This is a genomic window from Streptomyces ziwulingensis (assembly GCF_039542605.1).
Taxonomy (GTDB): domain Bacteria; phylum Actinomycetota; class Actinomycetes; order Streptomycetales; family Streptomycetaceae; genus Streptomyces; species Streptomyces ziwulingensis.
In genome coordinates this window covers 24,429-43,660 of the sequence record NZ_BAABIG010000026.1, presented here as the reverse complement: position 1 = coordinate 43,660, position 19,232 = coordinate 24,429, and the positions used below count along the sequence as shown (strand labels likewise).

Sequence of the window (19,232 nt, the reverse complement as noted above, 5' to 3'; positions counted from 1 at the left end):
CCGCACGGGGGTCTCCCGTACGGCCCCGGCGACCGCGTCCGTCGCGATCGCCGCCCCGCCAGACTGCCCCGGCCGGAGCGGCGCCGTGCGGGCCTGTGGACCCCCGCCCGGCTGTGGACAACTCCGTCACCCCACCGTCTCCGTCACCCCACCGTGGTGGTACCCGCCCCCATCACCCGCCCGTACTGCTCCCGCACCTCCCGGTAGCGCAGCAGCTCCGCCGCCACCGGGTCCAGCACCCTGGCCCGCCCGCACCCGGCCGCCGACTCCCGCAACCGCCGTTCCGCCTCGTGCCCGTACCGTCTGGCCGGGCCGCGGGCGGCCATGCGGCAGCCCCACTCGATGAGGGGGCCGCCGATGAGGCCGGTCACCATCAGCAGCACCGGTACGCCCAGGTTGGGCGGGAGGACGCCGAAGATCTGGCCGAGCAGCCACAGGCCGCCCACCACCTGGAGCAGCGTCATGCCCGCCTGCCCGAGGACCGCCATCGGCCACCACCCCGGCCGCGGCGGACGTCCCGGCCGGGGGGCCGAGCGCGCGGCCAGTTCGTCGAGCGCCTCGGGCAGCCCCTGGGCGCCGCGCACGGCCGCCTCCCGCACCGCCTGCGCCCAGGGCGCGGGCAGTCCGGTGGACGCCCGCTCGGCGACCGTGCGCACCGCCTGCTCGACGCGCTGCCGGGCGGTGGCCTCCTCGTCCGCCTGGGTACGCAGGGACATCCGTCCGGTGGGGGGTTCGCGCCGGTCGTGGTACCAGCGCCAGAGCCTGAGCCAGGGCGTGCCGCACGCGCGGCTCGCGTTGCGCAGCCAGGCGCGTTCGGCGGCCTCGCCGGCGGCCGTGGCGCCGACGGCGTCCGCGAGCCGGTCCGCGAACTCCTCGCGCGCCTCCTCGCTGAGCCCGGTGCGCCGCCCGGTGACGTAGACCGGTCGCAGTCGCCGTCCGGCGGCGTCCATGTCGGCGGCGATCCGGCGGGCGGGTGCCTGCCGTTCGGCGACGAACTGGCCGAGCGCCTCGCGCAGTTCCCCGACGCCGTCCCCGGTGAGCCCGGAGAGGGCCAGTACGGTGGCGCCCGGCTCGCCGTACTCGCCGAGCGCGATCCCGTCCTCGTCGAGCAGCCGCCGCAGATCGTCGAGGACCTGCTCGGCGGCCTCGCCGGGCAGCCGGTCGATCTGGTTGAGGACGACGAAGGTGACCTCCGCGTGGCCCGCCATGGGCCGCAGGTAGCGCTCGTGCAGGACGGCGTCGGCGTACTTCTCGGGGTCGACGACCCAGATGACGGCGTCGACCAGCGCGAGCACCCGGTCGACCTGCTCGCGGTGCTGTACGGCGGCGGAGTCGTGGTCGGGCAGGTCCACCAGGACGAGTCCGCGCAACTGGGCGTCGTCCTCGGGGTGCTGCACGGGGCGCCTGCGCAGCCGCCCCGGGATGCCGAGCCGGTCCAGCAGGGTCGCCGCGCCGTCGCTCCAACTGCACGCGATGGGCGCCGCCGTGGTCGGACGGCGTACGCCGGTCTCCGAGATGGTCACTCCGGCGAGCGTGTTGAAGAGCTGGGACTTGCCGCTGCCCGTGGCGCCCGCGAGGGCGACCACGGTGTGCTGTCCGGAGAGCCTGCGCCGCGCGGCGGCCTCGTCCAGGACCCGGCCCGCCTCGGCGAGCGTCCTGCTGTCCAGGCGGGTGCGGGAGAGTCCGACCAGTTCGCGCATCGCGTCGAGCCGGGACCTGAGCGGGCCGTCGTAGGCGAGCGGCATCACGGCCGAGGCGGCGGAGGCGGAGGTGACCCGGCTCTCGGTGACCGCGAACTGCTCGGTGCCCGCGGTCTCGTCCACCCGGCGCGCGATCAGCCCGTCACCCCAGGCGCCCTGTTCGTGATCCCCGCGCCCGGAGGACCCGCCGTCCCGTCGTTCGGCGGCGCCGGCGCCGACGCCGCTGCCGCTGCCTCCGCCGCCACCACTGCCACCGCCACCGCCGGAAGGGGTACTTTCCTGACGCCGCGCAAGTCCCGCGGCCCGCCGCTCGCCGGTCCTCCCGTCCGGGCTCCGGCCCGTCCCGCCGGCCGCCGCTTCCGTCCCGGCCCTCCGGTCCGGGCCCGCCGCCCGCCGCGCGTCCTCCGCGCGCCCCGCAGACTCCGGGCGCCCCGAATCCTCTGGCCTTCCCGCCCGCCGGGCACGCGCCCGCGCCCGTTCGGTGCTCTCGCGTTCGGCACGCGCGCGCCGGGCCCGTTCCCGCTCGGTCCGCTCCTCCTCGGCGCGCTCCCGCTCCGCCCGTTCCTGTTGCGCCCGCAGCGTCCGGCGTGAGCTGGTGTCGGCGCGGCTCCTGGTGCTCGACGGGCTCTCCCGGCGCAGCCGCTGCCGCAATCCCCTGCGGTCACGGTCCTCACCGCGGCCTCCCGGCCGCCCCTCGGAGCCCGAGTCCGTGTCCGAGTCGGCATCAGCATCGGCATCGGCATCGGCATCCGGATCCGAGTCGGCGTCTGAGTCGCGGGAGCCGTCCGAGCCCTCCCCCGGCTCACCACCACTCCCCGCAGAGGCCACAGAGGCTGCCACAGAGGCCGCAGAGGCCCCGGTAGCCGCAGCGCCCCCAGGGGACCCCGCCGCCCCGGAGGTCTCCTCCCCCGAGCGGTCGTCCCCGGGGGCCGTGCCTTCCGTGTGCTCGGTGGGGTCCTGGTCAGTGACAGCGTTCACCGGTCACCTCTCCTTCTGCAGTACGGACAGCGCGGCGATGAGTTCGGCCTGCGGCTCGGGGTGGACGTCCAGCGCGTCCAGCGGGGCGAGCCGGCGCTCGCGTTCCCGGTGCATGATCCGGTCCACGTGTTCGGTGAGGAGCCGCCCGCCCCGGTCCCGCAGCCGCAGCGCCCCGTGGGCGCCGATCCGCTCGGCGAGCTTCTCCCCGGAGACCCGCGCCCGGCGCCCGCCCAGCAGCACCGTGGCGACCAGGGCGGCGATCGCCTCGGGGTCCGGCGCGAGGCTCCGGTCGAGTTCGCGGACCTCCTCCTCGGCGTACTCCTCCAACTCGCGCCGCCACCGCCGTACCGCCAGCCCGATCCGGTGCTCCGCGCTGTCCGGCGCGGGGTCCCGGTCCGTCAGACCGGGGGCGGAGGCGGCCGGTTCGCGCCGCCACGCGTCGTCCACCCGCTCGTCGGCGGCGGTCACCGCGCACAGCAGCAGCGTGCTCAGGCTCTCCACGAGCGAGTCGAGGAGTTCCCCGGCGGCGCAGTCCAGCGGGAAGGCGCGCCAGCGGGTGAGCGCGTCCCCGGCGAGCACGGCACCCGCCCGCAGCCGGCCCCGCACGCGCGCGTACTCGCTGTCGTAGGCCGCGTCGACGGCGGAGGTGAGCCGCAGGGCGGCGGAGTACTGGGCGGCGGTGGCGCTGGCCAGTTCGGGCATCCGGGACTTCAGGGAGTCCAGGACGCCGTACGCGGTGCGGGCCATGACCTGCTGCCGGCCGGCGGGGTCCTGCGTCCGGTGGACGAGCCAGGTGCGCAGCGAGGCGACGGCGGTGGCGGGCAGCAGCCCGCCGCCCCAGGCCGACTCCGGCAGCTCGGGCACGGTGAACCGGGGCACCTCCCCGAGCCCGGCCTTGGTGAGCAGCGCCGCGTACTGCCGGGACACCTCGGACACCACCTGGTGGGGCACCCGGTCGAGCACGGTGACCAGGGTGGCGTCGTACTCCTTGGCGGTGCGCAGCAGATGCCAGGGGACGGCGTCGGCGTACCGGGCGGCCGTGGTGACCATCACCCAGATGTCGGCGGCGCAGATCAGCTCGGCCGCCAGGGTGCGGTTGTCGGCGACCAGGGAGTCGATGTCGGGCGCGTCGAGCAGGGCGAGGCCCGGCGGCAGGGTGTCGGCGGTCTCGATACGCAGGACGCGCGCCGGGTTCTCGCCGGGGAGCAGCAGGTCGTCGCCGGGCTCCTGGTGGGGCACCCACACGCGCGTGAGGTCGGGCAGCACGCGCATGCCGCTGAACCAGTGGTGATCCTCCGGATGGCAGACGAGCACGGGGGTCCGGGTCGTCGGCCGGAGCACGCCCGCCTCGCTGACCCGCCTGCCCACCAAGGAGTTCACCAGGGTGGACTTGCCCGCCCCGGTGGAGCCGCCGACGACCGCGAGCAGCGGTGATTCGGGGTCTCTGAGCCGGGGCACCAGGTAGTCGTCGAGCTGGGCGAGGAGTTCGTCGCGGTTGGCACGCGCGCGTGGCGCCCCCGCCAGGGGCAGCGGGAAGCGTGCGGCCGCGACACGGTCGCGCAGGGCGGAAAGTGCGTCGAGCAACTGAGGCCGTACGTCCAAGGTCACCACATGGGAAGAATGCCCAATTTTAGGGGAATTCTGAAGCATATGAGCATGTCTGCGCGCCGACCCGACTTAAGGGACGGAAGGGACGAGGGGGGTCAGAACGCGGCGCAGGCATAACGAGTGCACAACACCCGATGCGTGAGGCGCCAAAAGCGATGCACGATTCGCACCTGCCTGCGATTATCGGTGCTGCTTCACCGAACCTCCACATCGAGCCACGGAGGGGAAGCAGCAGGGACGAGGAGCCGGGAGCCCTATCCTTGTCCCCGGTAATGCCGTGGTCCGGCCCGCACTCCGGGCGCCACGGCACGAGGCCACCACCCAGGCCCCCGTAGCTCAGTGGATAGAGCAGGCGCCTTCTAAGCGCTTGGCCGCAGGTTCGAGTCCTGCCGGGGGCGCCACCGCCCGTTCGCCGAGGGGGAGGAACGCGTCGAGGTGCGTCTGCGCTGTGTCGTCCTGGACGACTTCCAGCAGGTGGCGACCGAGGTCGCGGACTGGTCCCCGCTCCGGGGCGAGGTCGAGGTCGTCTCCCTGGACACACACCTTCCCGACGAGGACGCCCTCGCCGAGGCGCTCGCCGGCGCCGACATCGTGGTCACCCTGCGCGAGCGGGTCGCCTTCCCCGCCTCCCTGTTCGCCAGGCTGCCCCGGCTGCGGCTCCTCGTCGCCTCCGGCATGCGCAACACCGTCATCGACTACGCCGCCGCCGAGGCGCACGGCGTCACCGTGTGCGGTACGGGCTCCTCGTCCACCCCGCCGGTCGAACTGACCTGGGCGCTGCTGCTGGGCCTGGCCCGCGGCCTGGTCGAGGAGAGCAACGGCCTGCGCGGCGACGGCCCCTGGCAGCGGACGGTCGGCGCCGACCTGCACGGCCGCCGGCTCGGACTGCTCGGCCTGGGCAAGATCGGCAGCCGGGTCGCCCAGGTCGGTCTCGCCTTCGGCATGGAGGTCTCCGCCTGGAGCCGGAACCTCACCCGTGAGCGCGCCGAGGAGGTCGGGGTCGACCTCGCTCCCTCCCTGGCGGACGTTCTCACGCGTGGTGACTTCGTCTCGGTCCACCTGGCGCTCGGCGACCGCAGCCGCGGCCTGCTCGGCGCGCCCGAACTCGCCCTGCTGAAGCCGACGGCGTATCTCGTCAACACCTCACGCGCGGCGATCGTCGACCAGGACGCGCTGCTCGCCGCCCTGCGCGAGGGCCGGATCGCGGGCGCGGGCGTCGACGTCTTCGACATCGAGCCGCTGCCCGCCGGCCACCCGATGCGCACCGCCCCCCGCCTGCTCGCCACCCCGCACCTCGGCTACGTCACGCGCGGCAACTACGCCACCTACTACGGCCAGGCGGTCGAGGCCGTCCAGGCGTATCTCGCGGGCACTCCGGTACGGCTGCTCCCCTGACGGCCGCCGGCACCGCCACCCGGCCGGTCCGGCCGGCGTTCCGCGCCGCCGCCCTGATCAGGCGGGTGACGTGCGTCGGTCCGCCGTGACCCCCACGGTTCCGCCGCGTTGAACCCGGAGTACGACGGCACCTTGGGCCGCCGTACTCCCCGAGTCAGAAGGAGAACGTGATGTCTCGCATCGCGAAGGCCGCTTGTGTCGCCCTCGGCACCGGCGCCGTGGTCCTCAGCGGCGCCGGCCTGGCCACGGCGGACGCCGGCGCGCAGGGCGTGGCCGCCCACTCGCCCGGCGTCCTGTCGGGCAACGTCCTCCAGGTTCCGGTCCACATCCCGGTCAACCTGTGCGGCAACACCATCAACGTGATCGGCCTGCTGAACCCGGCGTTCGGCAACGAGTGCGAGAACGGCGACCACCACAAGGGCGGCGGCTACGGCCACTGACCCCCGGTCGGCGACATGAAGGAGCCCCGGCGATCCCGCGCCGGGGCTCCTTCATGTCCACGGACTCCTGTCCACGGACTCCTGCCCACGGACTCCCGTCTGCGGACGCACGGCCGCGGACTCCTGTCTGCGGACGCACGGCCGCGGTCGACGTCAGGCGTAGCGGTAGATCCCGGCGTGGCCCTCCAACTCGTCCGGGGTCACCCCCCACGGCGGCATCCCCTGGTGCCGTGCGACGACCCGCCGGTACTGGTCGTTGCCGCGGCCGGGCGGCTGGGCGGGCAGGTACCGGGCCCCGCGGTGCCGCCGCTGCCACTTCGACCACTGCAGGTCGATGAAGGCGTGCACCAGCCAGAACACCGGGTCGTTGACGGAGGCGCCGCCGAGCATGGCCCCGCCGACCCAGCGGTGCACCCGGTTGTGGTTGCGCCAGGAGACGCTGCCGCGCCCGCTGCCCCACCCCTCCAGCTTGTTGCGGAACCCCTTGCCGACCGTGGAGTCCCAGGGCGCGGTGTCGTACACCGGGTCCTTCAGCGCCCACTCCAGGTCGGCCGCGGTGGGAAGCTGGATGGGGGCGCGGGAGCGTCCGAGGTCCCGGGTGAGGAACTCGGTGTCGGTGACGTTCTCCTTGAGGGTCCAGGCGCCCGTCGCGTGGGCGAACGGCCCGGTCGTCACCCGCTGGTCGGAGCGGCGCCCGGTGCCGCCGAGGAGGTCGGCGGTCCAGGGCGGGCCGGTGGCCGAGCGGTTCTTCGTCCAGTCCCAGTAGGGCACCGTCACCGAGCCGTCCACCCGGCGCAGCGCCCGTTCCAGGTCCAGCAGGAACCGGCGGTGCCAGGGGAGGAAGGACGGCGCCATGTGGGCCGCGCGCAGTTCGTCCTCGCCGTCGGAGACGTAGTGGTCGATGTGGACGCGCACGAACTCGTCGTACTCGCCGCTGCGTTTGACCGCCAGCAGCGCCTTGACCAGCCGGCGCCTCTCGTCCCGGGTCAGGGTGGAGACGTCCTTACGCGTGTACGCCATGTCCGCCCCCCGTGCGGTGGTCCTCCCGCAGCCGCCGGCCCGGACCGAGTTCGTCGACGGCCGCGCGGGCCGCTTCGAGCGGGGTGTCGTACGACCGGTAGTGGTCGACCATCGTCAGCCAGGTGCCGTCGGCGCGCCGCAAGAGGTGCAGCGGCCGGCCGTCCACGGTCACGTGCCACGTCCCGAGGCCGATGGCCCGCCCGGTGGCGCTGCGGACGCCGCGGATGTGGTGGCCCCGGTACGTCTCCTCGAAGGCGACGTCCTCGGGTCCGCCGGCGGCGAGGGCGGAGCCGTCCCCGGACCGGGACATGGCCACCGCCACGGGGGCGGTGGCCGCGGCGAAGGCGGCCGGGACGAGCAGCACGCGCATCAGGTCCCGCCGGGAGGCACGGCCCCGGCCACCCCCGTCGGGTACCGCGTCGGGTACCGCGTTCGCTGCTGCGTCCGGCGCTTCGCCCGCGCTGCTGTGGGCCATGGCTCGCTCCTCGTCCGGTCCGGTGATCCGTACCGGTAACCGGTCGAAGGGCCGGTCGGTCACCGCCGACAGGGCCGGATGGGGGCCGGGGTGCCTGGCGTCACAGGCCGGGTCCGGCCCCGAGGCCGGCCCTTGGCACCGTCCGCACCATGGGCGCCAACACGCCCACCTGCGGCGTCTTGGCGGTCGGCAGGCCGAAGCCGTACGGGTTCGGCGCGCTGAGCGGGGCGTCCACGGCCAGTCCCGGCGCGTGCGTGCGCAGTTCGGAGGCGGGGGCGTCGGCGCCGACGTGGTCGAAGCCGCTGCCGAGGAGGTGCGGCAGCGGCTGGCGCACGTCGGCGCCGGGCAGCCCGCCGTGCAGCGGAAGCCGCGGCAGTGTCCGCTCGGGCAGCAGGCGGCCCTCGGCGTACCGCGGCCCGTCCGGCGCGCCCGCCGTCGGCACCGGCAGTTCGCCGGCGACCTCGGGCAGTTCCGTGCCGAGGGCCCGCTCGGCGCCGCCCAGCGGCACCGGCACGGGGACGACGCCGACCGCGGCGGCGGGGGTCGCGGCGGCGCCCACCGCGGCCGCGACGCCCGCGACGACGGCGGCAAGGGTTCCTCGGGTGGTCGACTTCATGGCAGACGCGGTCCCTTCCAAGGATGAGCGGGAATTGACGGGAGTTGACGGATCAGACCCGCGGGTCGGACCGGCGGAACGGACCGGTGGATCGGACCGGCGGAACGGACCGGCGGATCAGCGGCCCAGCGGAAGACCGCCGAGGAGACCGCCCTTCGCGTTCAGGTTCTTGGTCGCGCCCTTGACGGCATGCAGCGCGGAATCCTTGCTCTCCGTGTCGAGCGCGGACGACTGCTGCTTCAGCGGCAGCGGGTCGATGGGGCCCGCGGTGAGGGTGTTCACGGCGCCGTTGATGCTGGTGGGCGTGAGGTTCGAGGTGTCCTGGGCGAACGCGGGCGCGGCGGCTCCGGCCACGACCACGGAACCCACGACGACAGCGGCGGCCTTCAAGGACTTCATCGTGTTCCTTTCGGAGACGGAGGATGCGGACCGGCCGCCCGCGTGCGGAGGAACCGCGGTGCGGACGGCCGGAGCAAGGGGGCGAGCCGGTCGGGCCGGCGTCAGTGGTTCTCGCACTCGTTGCCGAACGCCGGGTTCAGCAGGCCGACGACGTCGATGGTGTTGCCGCAGAGGTTGATCGGCACGTGGACCGGAATCTGCAGCACGTTGCCGGACAGCACGCCCGGGGAGTGGGCGGCGGCGGCCTGCGCGCCAGCGTCGGCGGCGGCGACACCGGCGGTGCCCGCCACCGCGGCGGCGGCGACGGAGGTCAGGGCCAGGCCCTTCGCGATACGCGACATGGGGAAATGCTCCTTGGGGTTGACACAAACATCCGAGCGGGGTGCCCGGCGCACTGTCAACGCGCCGCGTGCGCCCGGGTTGTGCCGCCAAAGGGGTGATCCCCCCGACGCCCCCTCCTTCACCAATCCGACACAGTTTCCGGTTTATCCCGATTAGTACGGATAGCGGCTACAGTCCACCTGTCCGACGCGCCAGCAGCCGGAAGCGGGAGGTGACCCGTCGGCCCACCGGATCGTTTCCCACCCCGGACGCGGACGCGCCGCGGGCACCGCACACCGGGTACCGCCGACGCCCCGCCGCGAGGCGCAGTCCCGCCCCACCCGAGCGTCATCCGTGAACGAGGACTCCGCGCATGCACCAGTCACCGACCGAGAACTTCCGGCCACGGGTCCTCCATGTCGCACAGCCGGTGGACGGCGGGGTGGCCCGCGTACTGACGGACCTGACGCGCGCTCAGCTCGCGGCCGGGCTGGGTGTCGCCGTCGCCTGCCCGGACGGTCCCCTCGCCGCCGAGCTGCGGTCGCTCGGCGCGGACGTACGGCACTGGCGGGCCAACCGGGCGCCCGGCGCCTCGCTCGGCGCGGAGGTGCGGCGGGTGGCGGACGTCGTCGCCGATGTCCGCCCGGACGTGGTGCACGCGCACAGCGCCAAGGCCGGTGTCGCCGGGCGGCTCGCGGTACGGGGCCGGATCCCGACCGTGTTCCAGCCGCACGCCTGGTCGTTCGAGGCCGTCGACGGGGGCGCGGCGGGTCTCGCGCGCCGCTGGGAGCGTTGGGGGGCGCGCTGGGCGGCGCGGGTGGTGTGTGTCAGCGAGGCCGAGCGCCTGCGGGGGGAGGCGGCCGGGATCCGCGCGCGGTGGACGGTGATCCCGAACGGCGTGGACCCGGAGCGGTTCCGGCCCGCCGCCGACGCCGTACGCCCCCCGCTTCTCCGGGGCGCAGGCCCGGGCGACCGGGTGGTGGTCTGTGTGGGACGGCTGTGCCGGCAGAAGGGGCAGGACGTCCTGCTCACGGCGTGGCGGCGGATCGCCGGGCAGGTCCCCGGGGCGCGCCTGGTGCTGGTCGGCGACGGACCGGACCGCGCGGAGCTGGCGGCCGCGGCACCCGACTCGGTGCTGTTCGCGGGAGCCGTCGACGACGTCGCGCCCTGGTACCGGGCCGCCGACCTGGTCGTGCTGCCGTCCCGCTGGGAGGGCATGGCGCTGGCGCCGCTGGAGGCGATGGCCTGCGGGGTGCCGGTGGTGGTGACGGACGTGGACGGTGCCCGCGAGACCCTGCCGCCCGCGTGCGCACCGCGCTGCCTGGTGCCCTCACGGAACCCCGCGGCGCTGGCCGGCGCGGTGACCGCGCTGCTGCTCGACCCGTCCGTCCGCGCCTCGCTGGGCCGGCGAGGGCGCGCGCACGTGCTGTCCGCCCACGACGTACGCGACACGGCCGCGGCCGTCACGGGGGTGTACCGCGCGCTCCTCGACGACGGGCCGCCCGCCGAGGCCCCGCCCGTCGGGCCCGCGGAGTACGAACGCCCGGAGCACCGGCCCACGGAGTACGGACGCACCGAGTTCCGGCCCACGGAGTACGGGCCCACGGAGCACCGGCGCGCGGAGTTCTGGCGCACCGAGCCCACCGAGCACAGGGAGTCCACGCACTCGTGACCGCGGAAAGCACTCTCCCCCCTCCCGCCGGGAACCCGCCGGGCCTCGGCGGCTCCGTCTCGGTGCTGCCGCCGCGCTCCGGCACCCCGGCGCCCCGGATTCCGGCGGGCCCGGCGGCCCGGCCCGCCTCCTCGCTGCCGCTGCTCCTGGCGGACGGCACGGCCGCGCTGGCGGGTACGTACGTCCTGGACGGCGTCCCCCGGCTGCCGCTCTTCGCCGCGCTGCTGGTGGCGTTCTCCCTCGCGCTGCGGCCGCCGGGCCCCGCCGGGGTGCCCCGGCTGCTGGACGAACTGCCCTCGGTGTGCGGGCGGATCGCGGTGGCCTGGCTGGCGCTGGCGGCGGCGCTGGCGGCGTACGCCCCGCAGGCCGCGCTCCCCGCCCGCACGCTGCTGCTCGGTTTCGCGGTACAGACGGCCGCGGGGTGCGCGGGGCGCGGCGTCGCCCATCACCGCCGCCGGTCGGCGCTGCGCCGCCGCCCCCGCGCGGCCCTCGTCGTCGGTCCGGCCGTGACCGCCCAGCGCGTGGCCGCGGCGGTGCTGCGCCACCCGGACTGCGGGGTGCGGCCGGTCGGGGTGGTGGCCGACGGTCCGGACGGCGGCGCGGGGCTGCCGGTGCTGACCACCGGTGAGGAGGCCCGGCGGGCGGTCGTGCGGAACGGGGTGCGGGACGTCCTGGCCGTCCACCCGTCCGTACGGGCCCGGCGGGCGCCGTTGCTGCGGGAGCTCGCGGAGGCGGGGTGCGCGGTGTGGGAGATCGACGCGCAGACGCCGTCCTACGGGGGCCGGGAGCGGCTCGCCGGGTTCCCGTGCCGGCGGCTCACGCCGGTGCCGCGCCGGGCGGACGGCGGCAAGCGGGCGCTGGACCTGGTGGTCTCCGCCTCGCTGCTGGTGGCGGCCGGGCCGCTGCTGCTGGTCTGCGCGGCGGTGCTGCGGGCCGTCGGCGGGCCCGGGGTGGTGTTCCGGCAGGAGCGCGTCGGCCAGGACGGGCGGCCCTTCACGCTGCTGAAGTTCCGCACCCACCGCCCGGCCGACCCGCACGAGGCCGCGACCCGGTGGAGCGTGGCCGACGAACGCCGGATGCCGTGGTTCTGCCGGTTCCTGCGGCGGACCTCGCTGGACGAGCTGCCCCAGCTCTGGAACGTCTTCCGGGGCGACATGAGCCTGGTCGGGCCGCGCCCCGAACGCCCGTACTTCGTCGCGCGGTTCAGCCGGACCCACCCCGGTTACGCCGCCCGCCACCGGATGCCGGCCGGTCTCACCGGTCTGGCGCAGGTCCACGGGCTGCGCGGCGACACCTCCATCGAGGACCGGGCCCGGTTCGACAACGCCTACATCGACGACTGGTCGCTGTGGCAGGACGTGTGCCTCCTGCTGCGCACGGTCGCCGCGGTCCTGCGTCCCACGGGGAGCTGACCCGGTGAGCCTCGCCCTGCCCCGGCCCGCACGGCGGTTCCCGCGGTTGCCGTGGTCCGCGCGGATCTCCTGGGACGCGGTGCGCCCACGTCTACGGCGCCTGCCGCCCGTGACGGCGCTGGTGGCCGTGATCGCGCTGCTCGCCTTGCCGCTCGGGCACGGCGGACCGGACGGGGCGGGCGGCTCCGGCGGAGCGGGCGGGGCGGGCGGGGCGCATCCCGCCGACGTGGTCTCGGCGCTGGCGGTGCTGTACTGCGCCGCCCGGCTCGTCCGCGACCGGCGGCGCCCCCTGACCCGTACCGCCGCCGTGGTGCTGGGGCTGCCGGTGCTGGGGACGGCCGTCGCCGCCCTGCACGCCTTCGCGCCGGGGGCGGGGCCGGCCGGCCTCGGCCGTTACCTCCAGGTGTTCGTGCTCGTCCCGGCGGCGGTGCTGCTGCTGGTCCGGCGGCGGGGCGACGTGACGCTGCTCGTCTGGTCGCTGGTCGGGCTGGCGCTGTGGCAGGGGGCGGTCGGCGTGCGCCAGTACGCCACCGGGACCGGAGCCTCGTACCAGGGCGAACAGGTGCGGGCGGTGGGCACCTTCGGGCCGCAGGACGTGATGGGGATGGCGACCGTGGTGTCGCTGGGGCTGGTCTGCGCGCTCGGGCTGGCGCTGGGCCGGGGCCCGCTGCGGCCCCGGCTGCTCGCCGCCGGATGCGCGCTGGTGCTCCTCGCGCCGCTCGCGTTCTCCTTCAGCCGGGGCGCGTGGATCGCCACGGCGGTGGCCTGCGCGGCCCAGCTCCTGCTCGCCGGGGTGCGGCGGGCGCTCGGCGTCGGCGCGGCGCTGCTCGCGGCGGGCGTGGTCCTGGTCGGCGGGTTCGGGATCGGCTCCGCGATGCTCCAGGAGCGGGTCGGCAGCATCACCCGGGTCGCCGACGCCCCCGACCGGTCGGTGACCGACCGGTACACCATGTGGGCGGCGGCGACCGACATGTGGCGGGAGCGTCCGCTGACCGGCGTCGGGCTGAAGGGCTTCCCCGAGCACCGGGACGCGCATGCCTCGCTGGCGCTGTCCGCGGGCAGCGAGACCGGCGGCGCCGGCGCCGCGTACGTGAGGCAGCCGCTGCTCTCCCCGCACAACATGTACCTGTTGATCCTGGCCGAGCAGGGGCTGATCGGCCTGCTGGCGCTGGCGGGGAGCTGGCTGGCGCTGCTCGTCCTCGGGCTGCGCGCGCTGCGCGCCGAGCGCCGCGCGCGCCCCGGGCCCGGACCGGCCCGCGCGCTGACCGCCTGCGGCCTGCTGGTCTGGCAGCTCACCGACTTCGTCTACGCCGACATCGGCGGGCCCTCGACCGTGGTGACCGCCGTGTGCCTCGGCATCACCGCCCACTGGGCGCTCGCCCCCGCGGCCGAGGAGGTGCCGGGACGGTGAAGGCGACCCCCGCGCGGGAGACCGCGACCGTGCCCGCCGCCCGGGTCCCCGCGGACGGCACGCGGCCGGTGTCCGGCCGTCCCGCGCGGGGGTTCCTCGCCCGCGCCGCCGCGCTCACGGCGGCGCTCTCCGTCGCCGGAGCGGTGTGCGGGCTGGCCCGGGACCAGGCGCTGGCGCGGCTGTTCGGGGCCGGCGTCGAGACGGACGCCTTCCTAGTGGCGTGGACGGTGCCGGAGTTCGCGGCCACCCTGCTCATCGAGGACGGGCTCGCCTTCGCCCTGGTACCGGTGTTCAGCCTGGCGCTGGCCCGCCGCGCGCGGGGCAACCCGGGCGACCCGGGTGACCCGGGTGACCCGGGCGACCCGGTCCGCTCCCTGGTCGCCGCCACGCTGCCCCGGCTGGCGCTGGCCTTCGCCGCGGCCGGCGCGCTGGTCGTCGTCCTCGCGCCGCTGCTGGTGCGGACCCTGGCGCCCGGCCTGCCCGGCCACGCCCTCGCCGTGGACTGCACCCGCCTCACCGCCACCTGCGTCCTGAGCTTCGGCCTCGCCGGGTACTGCAGCGCGGCCCTGCGCGCCCACCGCCGCTTCGTCGCCCCGGCGGCGATCTACATCGCCTACAACGCCGGCATCGTCACCACGATGTACGCCCTCGGCGACGCCTGGGGGGTACGGGCCGCGGCGGCCGGCGTGGCGGTCGGCGGCTGCCTGATGGTCGCGGCCCAACTGCCCTCGCTGCTCGGCCGGCTGCGACACCGGAAGGACACCGGCCCGGGGGCGGGGGTCCGCGAGCCGGAGAGCGGTGAGACGGAGACCCGCGCGCCCGAGACCCGCGGGCCCGAGATCCGTACGGCGGAGACCCGCACGCCAAAGACCCGCGACCCCCAGACCAGTACACCGCAGACCCGCACGCCAGAAGCCCGCGAGCCCCAGACCAGTACACCGCAGACCCACACGCCAGAAGCCCGCGACCCCCAGACCAGTACACCGCAGACCCACACGCCAGAAGCCCGCGAGCCGCAGACCCGCGAACCCCAGACCCGCCCCGCAACCCCCCGCGAGCCCGGCTCCGGTGACGTGCGCCCCCTCGCCCTCGCCCTGGTTGTCGCCGTACTGCTGTTCGCCCTGTGCCGCCAGTCGCAGATCCTCATCGAGCGGTACCTCGCCTCCGGGCTGGACGCGGGGGCGATCTCGCACCTGAACTACGCGCAGAAGGTCGCGCAGATCCCGATGACCCTGTCGCTGATGCTGTGCACGGTCACCTACCCGGTGGTGGCGCGGGCGATGGCCGACGGCGACACCGAACGGGCCCGGGACCGGGTGGAGCGGGACGTGGCGCTCGCCGCCGCCCTGGTGCTGCTGGGCGCGGCCACGGTGGTCGCCTGCGCCCCGCACCTGGTGCGGCTGCTCTTCCAGCGCGGCGCGTTCACGGCCGAGGACACGGCGGCGACCGCGACCGTGATGCGCGTGTACGCCCTCGGACTGCTCGGCCAGACCGTGGTGGGCGCGCTCTCCCGCTCCTACTTCTCGGCCGGCCGGGCCAACTGGTACCCGCTGGGCGCGATGGCCGTCGGCGTCGCCGCCACCGCCGCGGCCGGCGCCCGGGCGGTCGACGCCTGGGGCGTGACCGGCATCGCCGCCGCCAACGCCGCCGGGATCACCGTCACCGCCGCGCTGCTCCTGGCCGGGATGGGCCCGCGCAGCGTCCCGGTCCGGGTCCGGGGCGTCCTGCTGGAGGTGGTCCGGCCGCTGCCGGTGGCGGCCGGGGCGGCCCTCGCGGGCGCCTGGACCGCGGCCCGCTGCCCCACCCCCGCGCTCTCCCTCGCCGCCGGCGCGGCGACCTCCGCCGGCGTCTTCGTCCTGCTCGGCCGGGTCCTGGGCGTCCAGGGCGTGGTATCCGCCCTCGCGTCCGTCCGCTCCGCCACCGTCCCCGTCACTCTCCCCGTCACCCTCCCCGGTACCCACCCCGGCACCGGGCCCGTCACCCTCCCCGGAAGGCTCCTCCATGGCCGCTTCCGCCCCCGCCCCCGCTTCCGTCTCCGTCCCCGCTTCCGCCGCCGTCTCCGTTTCCGCGGCTCCCGTTGACGCCCCCGCGCGCACCCGCGGCCGTACCGGGCCCGTGCCGTGGGTGGCGATGTACCACTCCGTCGGCGACCGGCGGGACGACCCGTACCGCATCACCGTCACACCGGACCGGCTGGCCGCGCAGCTCGGCCGGCTGCGGCGGCGCGGGCTGCGCGGCGTCGGCGTGGCCGCGCTGCTGGCCGCCCGCGCCCGGGGCGAGGGACGCGGCCTGGTCGGGCTGACCTTCGACGACGGGTACGCCGACTTCGTCGAACACGCCCTGCCGGTACTGCGCCACTGGGGCTGCGGCGCCACCCTGTTCGTGCTGCCCGGCAGGCTCGGCGGCGACAACGCCTGGGACCCGCTGGGCCCGCGCAAGCCGCTGCTGACCGCCGACGGCGTCCGCCGCGCCGCCGCCGCGGGCGTGGAGATCGGCTCGCACGGCCTCACCCACGTCGACCTGACCGAGGCGGACGACGCCACCCTGACGGCCGAGACCGCCGGGAGCAGAGCGGCGCTCGCGGAGCTGATCGGCGCTCCGGTAGCCGGTTTCTGCTACCCGTACGGCACGGTCGACGCGCGCGCGGTCGAAGCGGTCCGCGCCGCCGGTTACACCTACGGCTGCGCCATCGACCCCGGCCCGCTGACCGCCCCGCACGCCCTGCCCCGCGTCCATGTCGGCCAGCGGGACACGGCCGTACGGCTGCTGCTGAAGACCCGGCTGCACCGGTGGCGGCGGCGTCCCGCGGCGGGGGTCTGAGATGGCCCGCGGGGACGGTCCGAAGATCCTCCACGTCATCACCGGGCTCAACGCCGGCGGCGCCGAGCAGCAGTTGCGGCTGCTGCTGCGGCATCTGCCGGTGCGCTGCGACGTGGTGACGCTCACCGACCCGGGCCCGGTCGCCGACGGGCTGCGCGCCGACGGGGTGCGCGTCGTCCACCTCGGCATGGCCGGCAACCGCGACCTGCGCGCGCTGCCCCGCCTGGTCCGGCTGATCCGCGACGGCGGCTACGACCTGGTCCACACCCACCTCTACCGCGCCTGCCTCTACGGCCGCCTCGCCGCCCGGCTCGCGGGCGTCCGCGCGATCGTGGCCACCGAGCACTCCCTCGGCGAGACCCAGATGGAGGGCCGCGCGCTGGGCGTGGGTGTGCGCGCCCTGTACCGGGCCGGGGAACGCCTGGGCAGCACCACGGTCGCCGTCTCCCCCACCGTCGCCGACCGCCTCGGCCGCTGGGGGGTGCCCGCGCCGCGCGTCGAGGTGGTCCCCAACGGCGTCGACCTGGCCCGCTTCCGCTTCGACCCGGCCGCCCGGCAGCGCACCCGGCGCCGCCTGGGCCTGCCCGAGGACGCGTACGTCGTCGGCGGCGTCGGCCGTCTCACGCCCGGCAAACGCTTCGACGTGCTGGTGCGGGCGCTGGCCGCGCTCCCCGAGGAGTGCCGGCTGCTGCTGGTCGGCGGCGGCCCCGAGGAGCACGTCCTGCGCCGCACGGCCCGGGAGGCGGGGGTGGCCGGCCGCGTCCTGCTCACCGGCGAACGCCCCTGCGTCCCCGACGGCTCCCCCGGCCCCGACCTGCCCGCGCTCGCCGCCGCCATGGACGTCCTCGTCTCGCCGTCCCCCCAGGAGACGTTCGGGCTGGCGGTCGTGGAGGGCCTCGCCTCGGGCCTGCCGGTGCTCTACGCCTCCTGCCCCGCCGTCGAGGACCTGCCGCCGCGGGCCGCGCCGGCCGCCCGGCGGGTCCGGGGCGGCGCGGCGGAGTTCGCCGCGGCCCTCACCGCCCTGCGCGCGACGGCCCCCGGCCCGCGCACCCCGCCGGACGCCGCCCGCCACTACTGCGTCACCCGCAGCGCCGCCCGGCTGATGGACGTCTACGCGACCGTCCTGACCCACCCGTCGTCCCCGGCACCCCAGGGAGTCCCCTCCGCATGACCGAGAACAGGACCGAGCAGCGGGCCGGGCACCACGCCGGGCCCCGCCGGCCGGCCACCGCCGTCCGCACCCTCTCCCGCGCCCGCGCGCTGCCGCCCTGGTCCCTGCTGGCCGCCGGCGCGCTCACCGGCGCCCTGCTGGGCGGCGGCTACGGACTGGCCAGGACCCCGCAGTACACGGCCACCAGCTACGTCGTCGCCGTCCCCACCAAGGGCTCCGACCCGGCCTCCGCACTGGGCTTCGCACAGGCGTACGGCCGGGTCGCCACCCAGCTCGCGGTCCTCGGGGACGCGCAGGTGTGGGCGGGCGTGCCGGTGCGGACGCTGCGGCGGAGCGTGCGGACGGCCACCTCGCCGGACGCGCCGATGGTCGCCCTCACCGCCACCTCGGACCGCCCGGAGGTGGCCGCCGACATGGCCGACGCCGTCTCCCGGGCGCTGACCGCGCACGCCGCGAACACCTCCGACGCCACCCAGGTGACCCTGCGTCAGTTCGCCCGGGCCACCGAGCCCGCCGAGCCGTCCACGGCCTCCGCCGCGGTGACCGGCCTGGTCGGGACGGGCGCGGGCGGCCTGCTCGGTGCCCTGGCGCTGCTGGTACGGCCGCGCCGGTCCGGCGGTGAGCGGGGGCGGGGCGGCCCCGCCGTACCCGGGCCCGCTCCGGCCGCCGACGGCCGCAGACAGCGATGACCCGCACGACCGAGGTGGTCACCGACGTCCGGACCTTCGGCCGGCTGGCCGCGGAGTGGGGGCGGCTGTACCGGCGGTGCGCCGCGGCGACCCCGTTCCAGAGCCACGCCTGGCTGCACTCGTGGTGGCTGTCGTACGGCCGTCCCGGGCGGCTGCGGCTGGTGCTGGCCCGCGACGGCGGCGCGCTCGTGGGTGTGGCGCCGCTGATGCGGGTGGGGCACCCGGTACCGGCGCTGGTGCCGCTGGGCGGGGAGATCTCCGACTACGGGGATGTCCTGCTGGACGACGAAGGGGGGCCGGCGGCGGTCGCCGCGCTCTGCGCCGGGCTCTCCTCGGCCGCCCGCACCGCGCTGATCGACCTGCGCGAGGTACGGCCCGGCGGGGCGGCCGAACAGGTCTACGCGTGCTGGCGCGGTCCGCGCAGCCGGGTGGACGACTCGCTCTGCCTGGAGCTGCCCGCGCTGCCCCTGGCCGGCCTCACCGCCCGGCTGCCCTCCGCCAAGGCGCGGCAGCGGGTGCGGGCCAAGCTGCGCAGGCTGGACGCGCTGGGCGTCAAGAGCCGGGTGGTGCTGCCCGAGGAGGCCGGCCGCGCGCTGCACCGGCTGCTGGAACTGCACCGGCTGCAGTGGCAGGGCCGGAAGGTGACGGGCGAGCACCTGCGAACCCGGTTCCGCGAACACCTGGTGCGGTCGGTGGGGCCGATGGTGCGCGCCGGGGACGCGGTGGTCACCGAGTTCCGGCTCGACGACGAGGTGGTGGCCGTGGACCTGACCCTGCTCTCGGCGCGACTGGCGGGCGGCTATCTGTACGGCGCGCATCCCCGGCTGCGGGAGCGCCGGGCGGACGTCGCGGTGATACTGCTGGACGCCTGCGCGGAGCATCTGCGCGACGCCGGGCGGGACACGCTGAGCCTGCTGCGCGGTGACGAGCCGTACAAGCGGCACTGGTGCCCGGAGCCGGTGGTGAACCAGCGGCTGCTGCTGGCCCGGCGGCGCACCGCCCCGCTGCTGGCGGCGGCCCTCGGCGACGTGGCCGCGCGCCGGCGGGGCAAGGAGCTGCGGCAGCGCTGGCAGGAGCGCGGCGGCGGGTCCTGAGGCGGACCCGC

17 protein-coding genes and 1 tRNA gene are annotated in these 19,232 nt (G+C 76.4%); 11 read left to right on the top strand and 7 right to left on the bottom strand.

Going from position 1 to position 19,232, the window contains the following annotated elements:
* Positions 1-143: 143 nt before the first annotated feature.
* Both ABEB00_RS15880 and ABEB00_RS15875 read right to left on the bottom strand, forming a co-directional pair.
* A complete protein-coding gene (locus ABEB00_RS15880; protein WP_425586507.1) occupies positions 144-2,339 on the bottom strand; it encodes a YfjP family GTPase in 2,196 nt (731 codons plus the stop codon).
* 342 nt (positions 2,340-2,681) lie between these two features.
* Positions 2,682-4,289, bottom strand: a complete 1,608-nt coding sequence (locus tag ABEB00_RS15875) for a dynamin family protein (RefSeq protein ID WP_345620299.1) — start codon at positions 4,287-4,289, stop codon at positions 2,682-2,684.
* A 322-nt stretch (positions 4,290-4,611) separates the two neighbouring features.
* Between ABEB00_RS15875 and ABEB00_RS15870 the strand changes: the two genes are divergently transcribed.
* The 3 genes from ABEB00_RS15870 (at position 4,612) to ABEB00_RS15860 (ending at position 6,121) form a co-directional block, all read left to right on the top strand.
* A tRNA-Arg gene (locus tag ABEB00_RS15870) sits at positions 4,612-4,687 on the top strand.
* Positions 4,688-4,721: 34 nt separating this feature from the next.
* A complete protein-coding gene (locus ABEB00_RS15865) occupies positions 4,722-5,681 on the top strand; it encodes a D-2-hydroxyacid dehydrogenase family protein (RefSeq protein ID WP_345620298.1) in 960 nt (319 codons plus the stop codon).
* 170 nt (positions 5,682-5,851) lie between these two features.
* On the top strand, positions 5,852-6,121 hold the full coding sequence (locus tag ABEB00_RS15860; RefSeq protein ID WP_345620296.1) for a chaplin: 270 nt from the start codon (positions 5,852-5,854) through the stop codon (positions 6,119-6,121).
* Between the two features lie 153 nt (positions 6,122-6,274).
* Here the strand turns inward: ABEB00_RS15860 and ABEB00_RS15855 are convergent, their stop codons facing one another.
* The 5 genes from ABEB00_RS15855 to chpG all read right to left on the bottom strand — a co-directional run bounded on the left by ABEB00_RS15855 (position 6,275) and on the right by chpG (position 8,972).
* Complete coding sequence (locus tag ABEB00_RS15855) at positions 6,275-7,141, bottom strand: tyrosinase family protein (RefSeq protein ID WP_345620295.1); 867 nt, start codon at positions 7,139-7,141, stop codon at positions 6,275-6,277.
* Positions 7,125-7,616, bottom strand: coding sequence for a tyrosinase family oxidase copper chaperone (locus ABEB00_RS15850; protein ID WP_345620294.1), 492 nt, complete (start codon positions 7,614-7,616; stop codon positions 7,125-7,127). The genes ABEB00_RS15855 and ABEB00_RS15850 overlap by 17 nt, the downstream gene beginning before the upstream one ends.
* A 100-nt stretch (positions 7,617-7,716) precedes the next feature.
* A complete protein-coding gene (locus ABEB00_RS15845; RefSeq protein ID WP_345620293.1) occupies positions 7,717-8,232 on the bottom strand; it encodes a hypothetical protein in 516 nt (171 codons plus the stop codon).
* Positions 8,233-8,349: 117 nt separating this feature from the next.
* A complete protein-coding gene (locus ABEB00_RS15840; RefSeq protein ID WP_345620291.1) occupies positions 8,350-8,631 on the bottom strand; it encodes a hypothetical protein in 282 nt (93 codons plus the stop codon).
* Positions 8,632-8,732: 101 nt separating this feature from the next.
* Complete coding sequence (chpG, locus tag ABEB00_RS15835; protein ID WP_345620290.1) at positions 8,733-8,972, bottom strand: chaplin ChpG; 240 nt, start codon at positions 8,970-8,972, stop codon at positions 8,733-8,735.
* Between the two features lie 353 nt (positions 8,973-9,325).
* On the opposite strand from chpG, the gene ABEB00_RS15830 reads away from it, so the two are divergent.
* From ABEB00_RS15830 to ABEB00_RS15795, 8 genes are read left to right on the top strand one after another with little or no spacing between them, the layout of a single operon-like run.
* On the top strand, positions 9,326-10,624 hold the full coding sequence (locus ABEB00_RS15830) for a glycosyltransferase (RefSeq protein ID WP_345620288.1): 1,299 nt from the start codon (positions 9,326-9,328) through the stop codon (positions 10,622-10,624).
* Complete coding sequence (locus tag ABEB00_RS15825; RefSeq protein WP_345620287.1) at positions 10,621-12,036, top strand: sugar transferase; 1,416 nt, start codon at positions 10,621-10,623, stop codon at positions 12,034-12,036. Before ABEB00_RS15830 ends, ABEB00_RS15825 begins: the two co-directional genes overlap by 4 nt.
* A 46-nt stretch (positions 12,037-12,082) precedes the next feature.
* The gene (locus ABEB00_RS15820) at positions 12,083-13,447 is read left to right on the top strand and encodes an O-antigen ligase family protein (RefSeq protein WP_345620474.1); all 1,365 of its coding nucleotides are present in this window, start codon (positions 12,083-12,085) and stop codon (positions 13,445-13,447) included.
* The gene (locus tag ABEB00_RS15815) at positions 13,444-15,528 is read left to right on the top strand and encodes a lipid II flippase MurJ (protein WP_425586499.1); all 2,085 of its coding nucleotides are present in this window, start codon (positions 13,444-13,446) and stop codon (positions 15,526-15,528) included. Before ABEB00_RS15820 ends, ABEB00_RS15815 begins: the two co-directional genes overlap by 4 nt.
* A 49-nt stretch (positions 15,529-15,577) precedes the next feature.
* The gene (locus ABEB00_RS15810) at positions 15,578-16,267 is read left to right on the top strand and encodes a polysaccharide deacetylase family protein (protein ID WP_345620472.1); all 690 of its coding nucleotides are present in this window, start codon (positions 15,578-15,580) and stop codon (positions 16,265-16,267) included.
* 1 nt (position 16,268) lies between these two features.
* The gene (locus ABEB00_RS15805; protein ID WP_345620286.1) at positions 16,269-17,438 is read left to right on the top strand and encodes a glycosyltransferase; all 1,170 of its coding nucleotides are present in this window, start codon (positions 16,269-16,271) and stop codon (positions 17,436-17,438) included.
* Positions 17,435-18,127, top strand: coding sequence for a YveK family protein (locus ABEB00_RS15800; protein WP_345620285.1), 693 nt, complete (start codon positions 17,435-17,437; stop codon positions 18,125-18,127). The genes ABEB00_RS15805 and ABEB00_RS15800 overlap by 4 nt, the downstream gene beginning before the upstream one ends.
* Positions 18,124-19,221 carry a GNAT family N-acetyltransferase gene (locus ABEB00_RS15795; protein WP_345620284.1) on the top strand — a complete coding sequence of 366 codons (1,098 nt, stop codon included), beginning with the start codon at positions 18,124-18,126 and terminating at the stop codon, positions 19,219-19,221. Before ABEB00_RS15800 ends, ABEB00_RS15795 begins: the two co-directional genes overlap by 4 nt.
* Positions 19,222-19,232 lie beyond the last annotated feature (11 nt).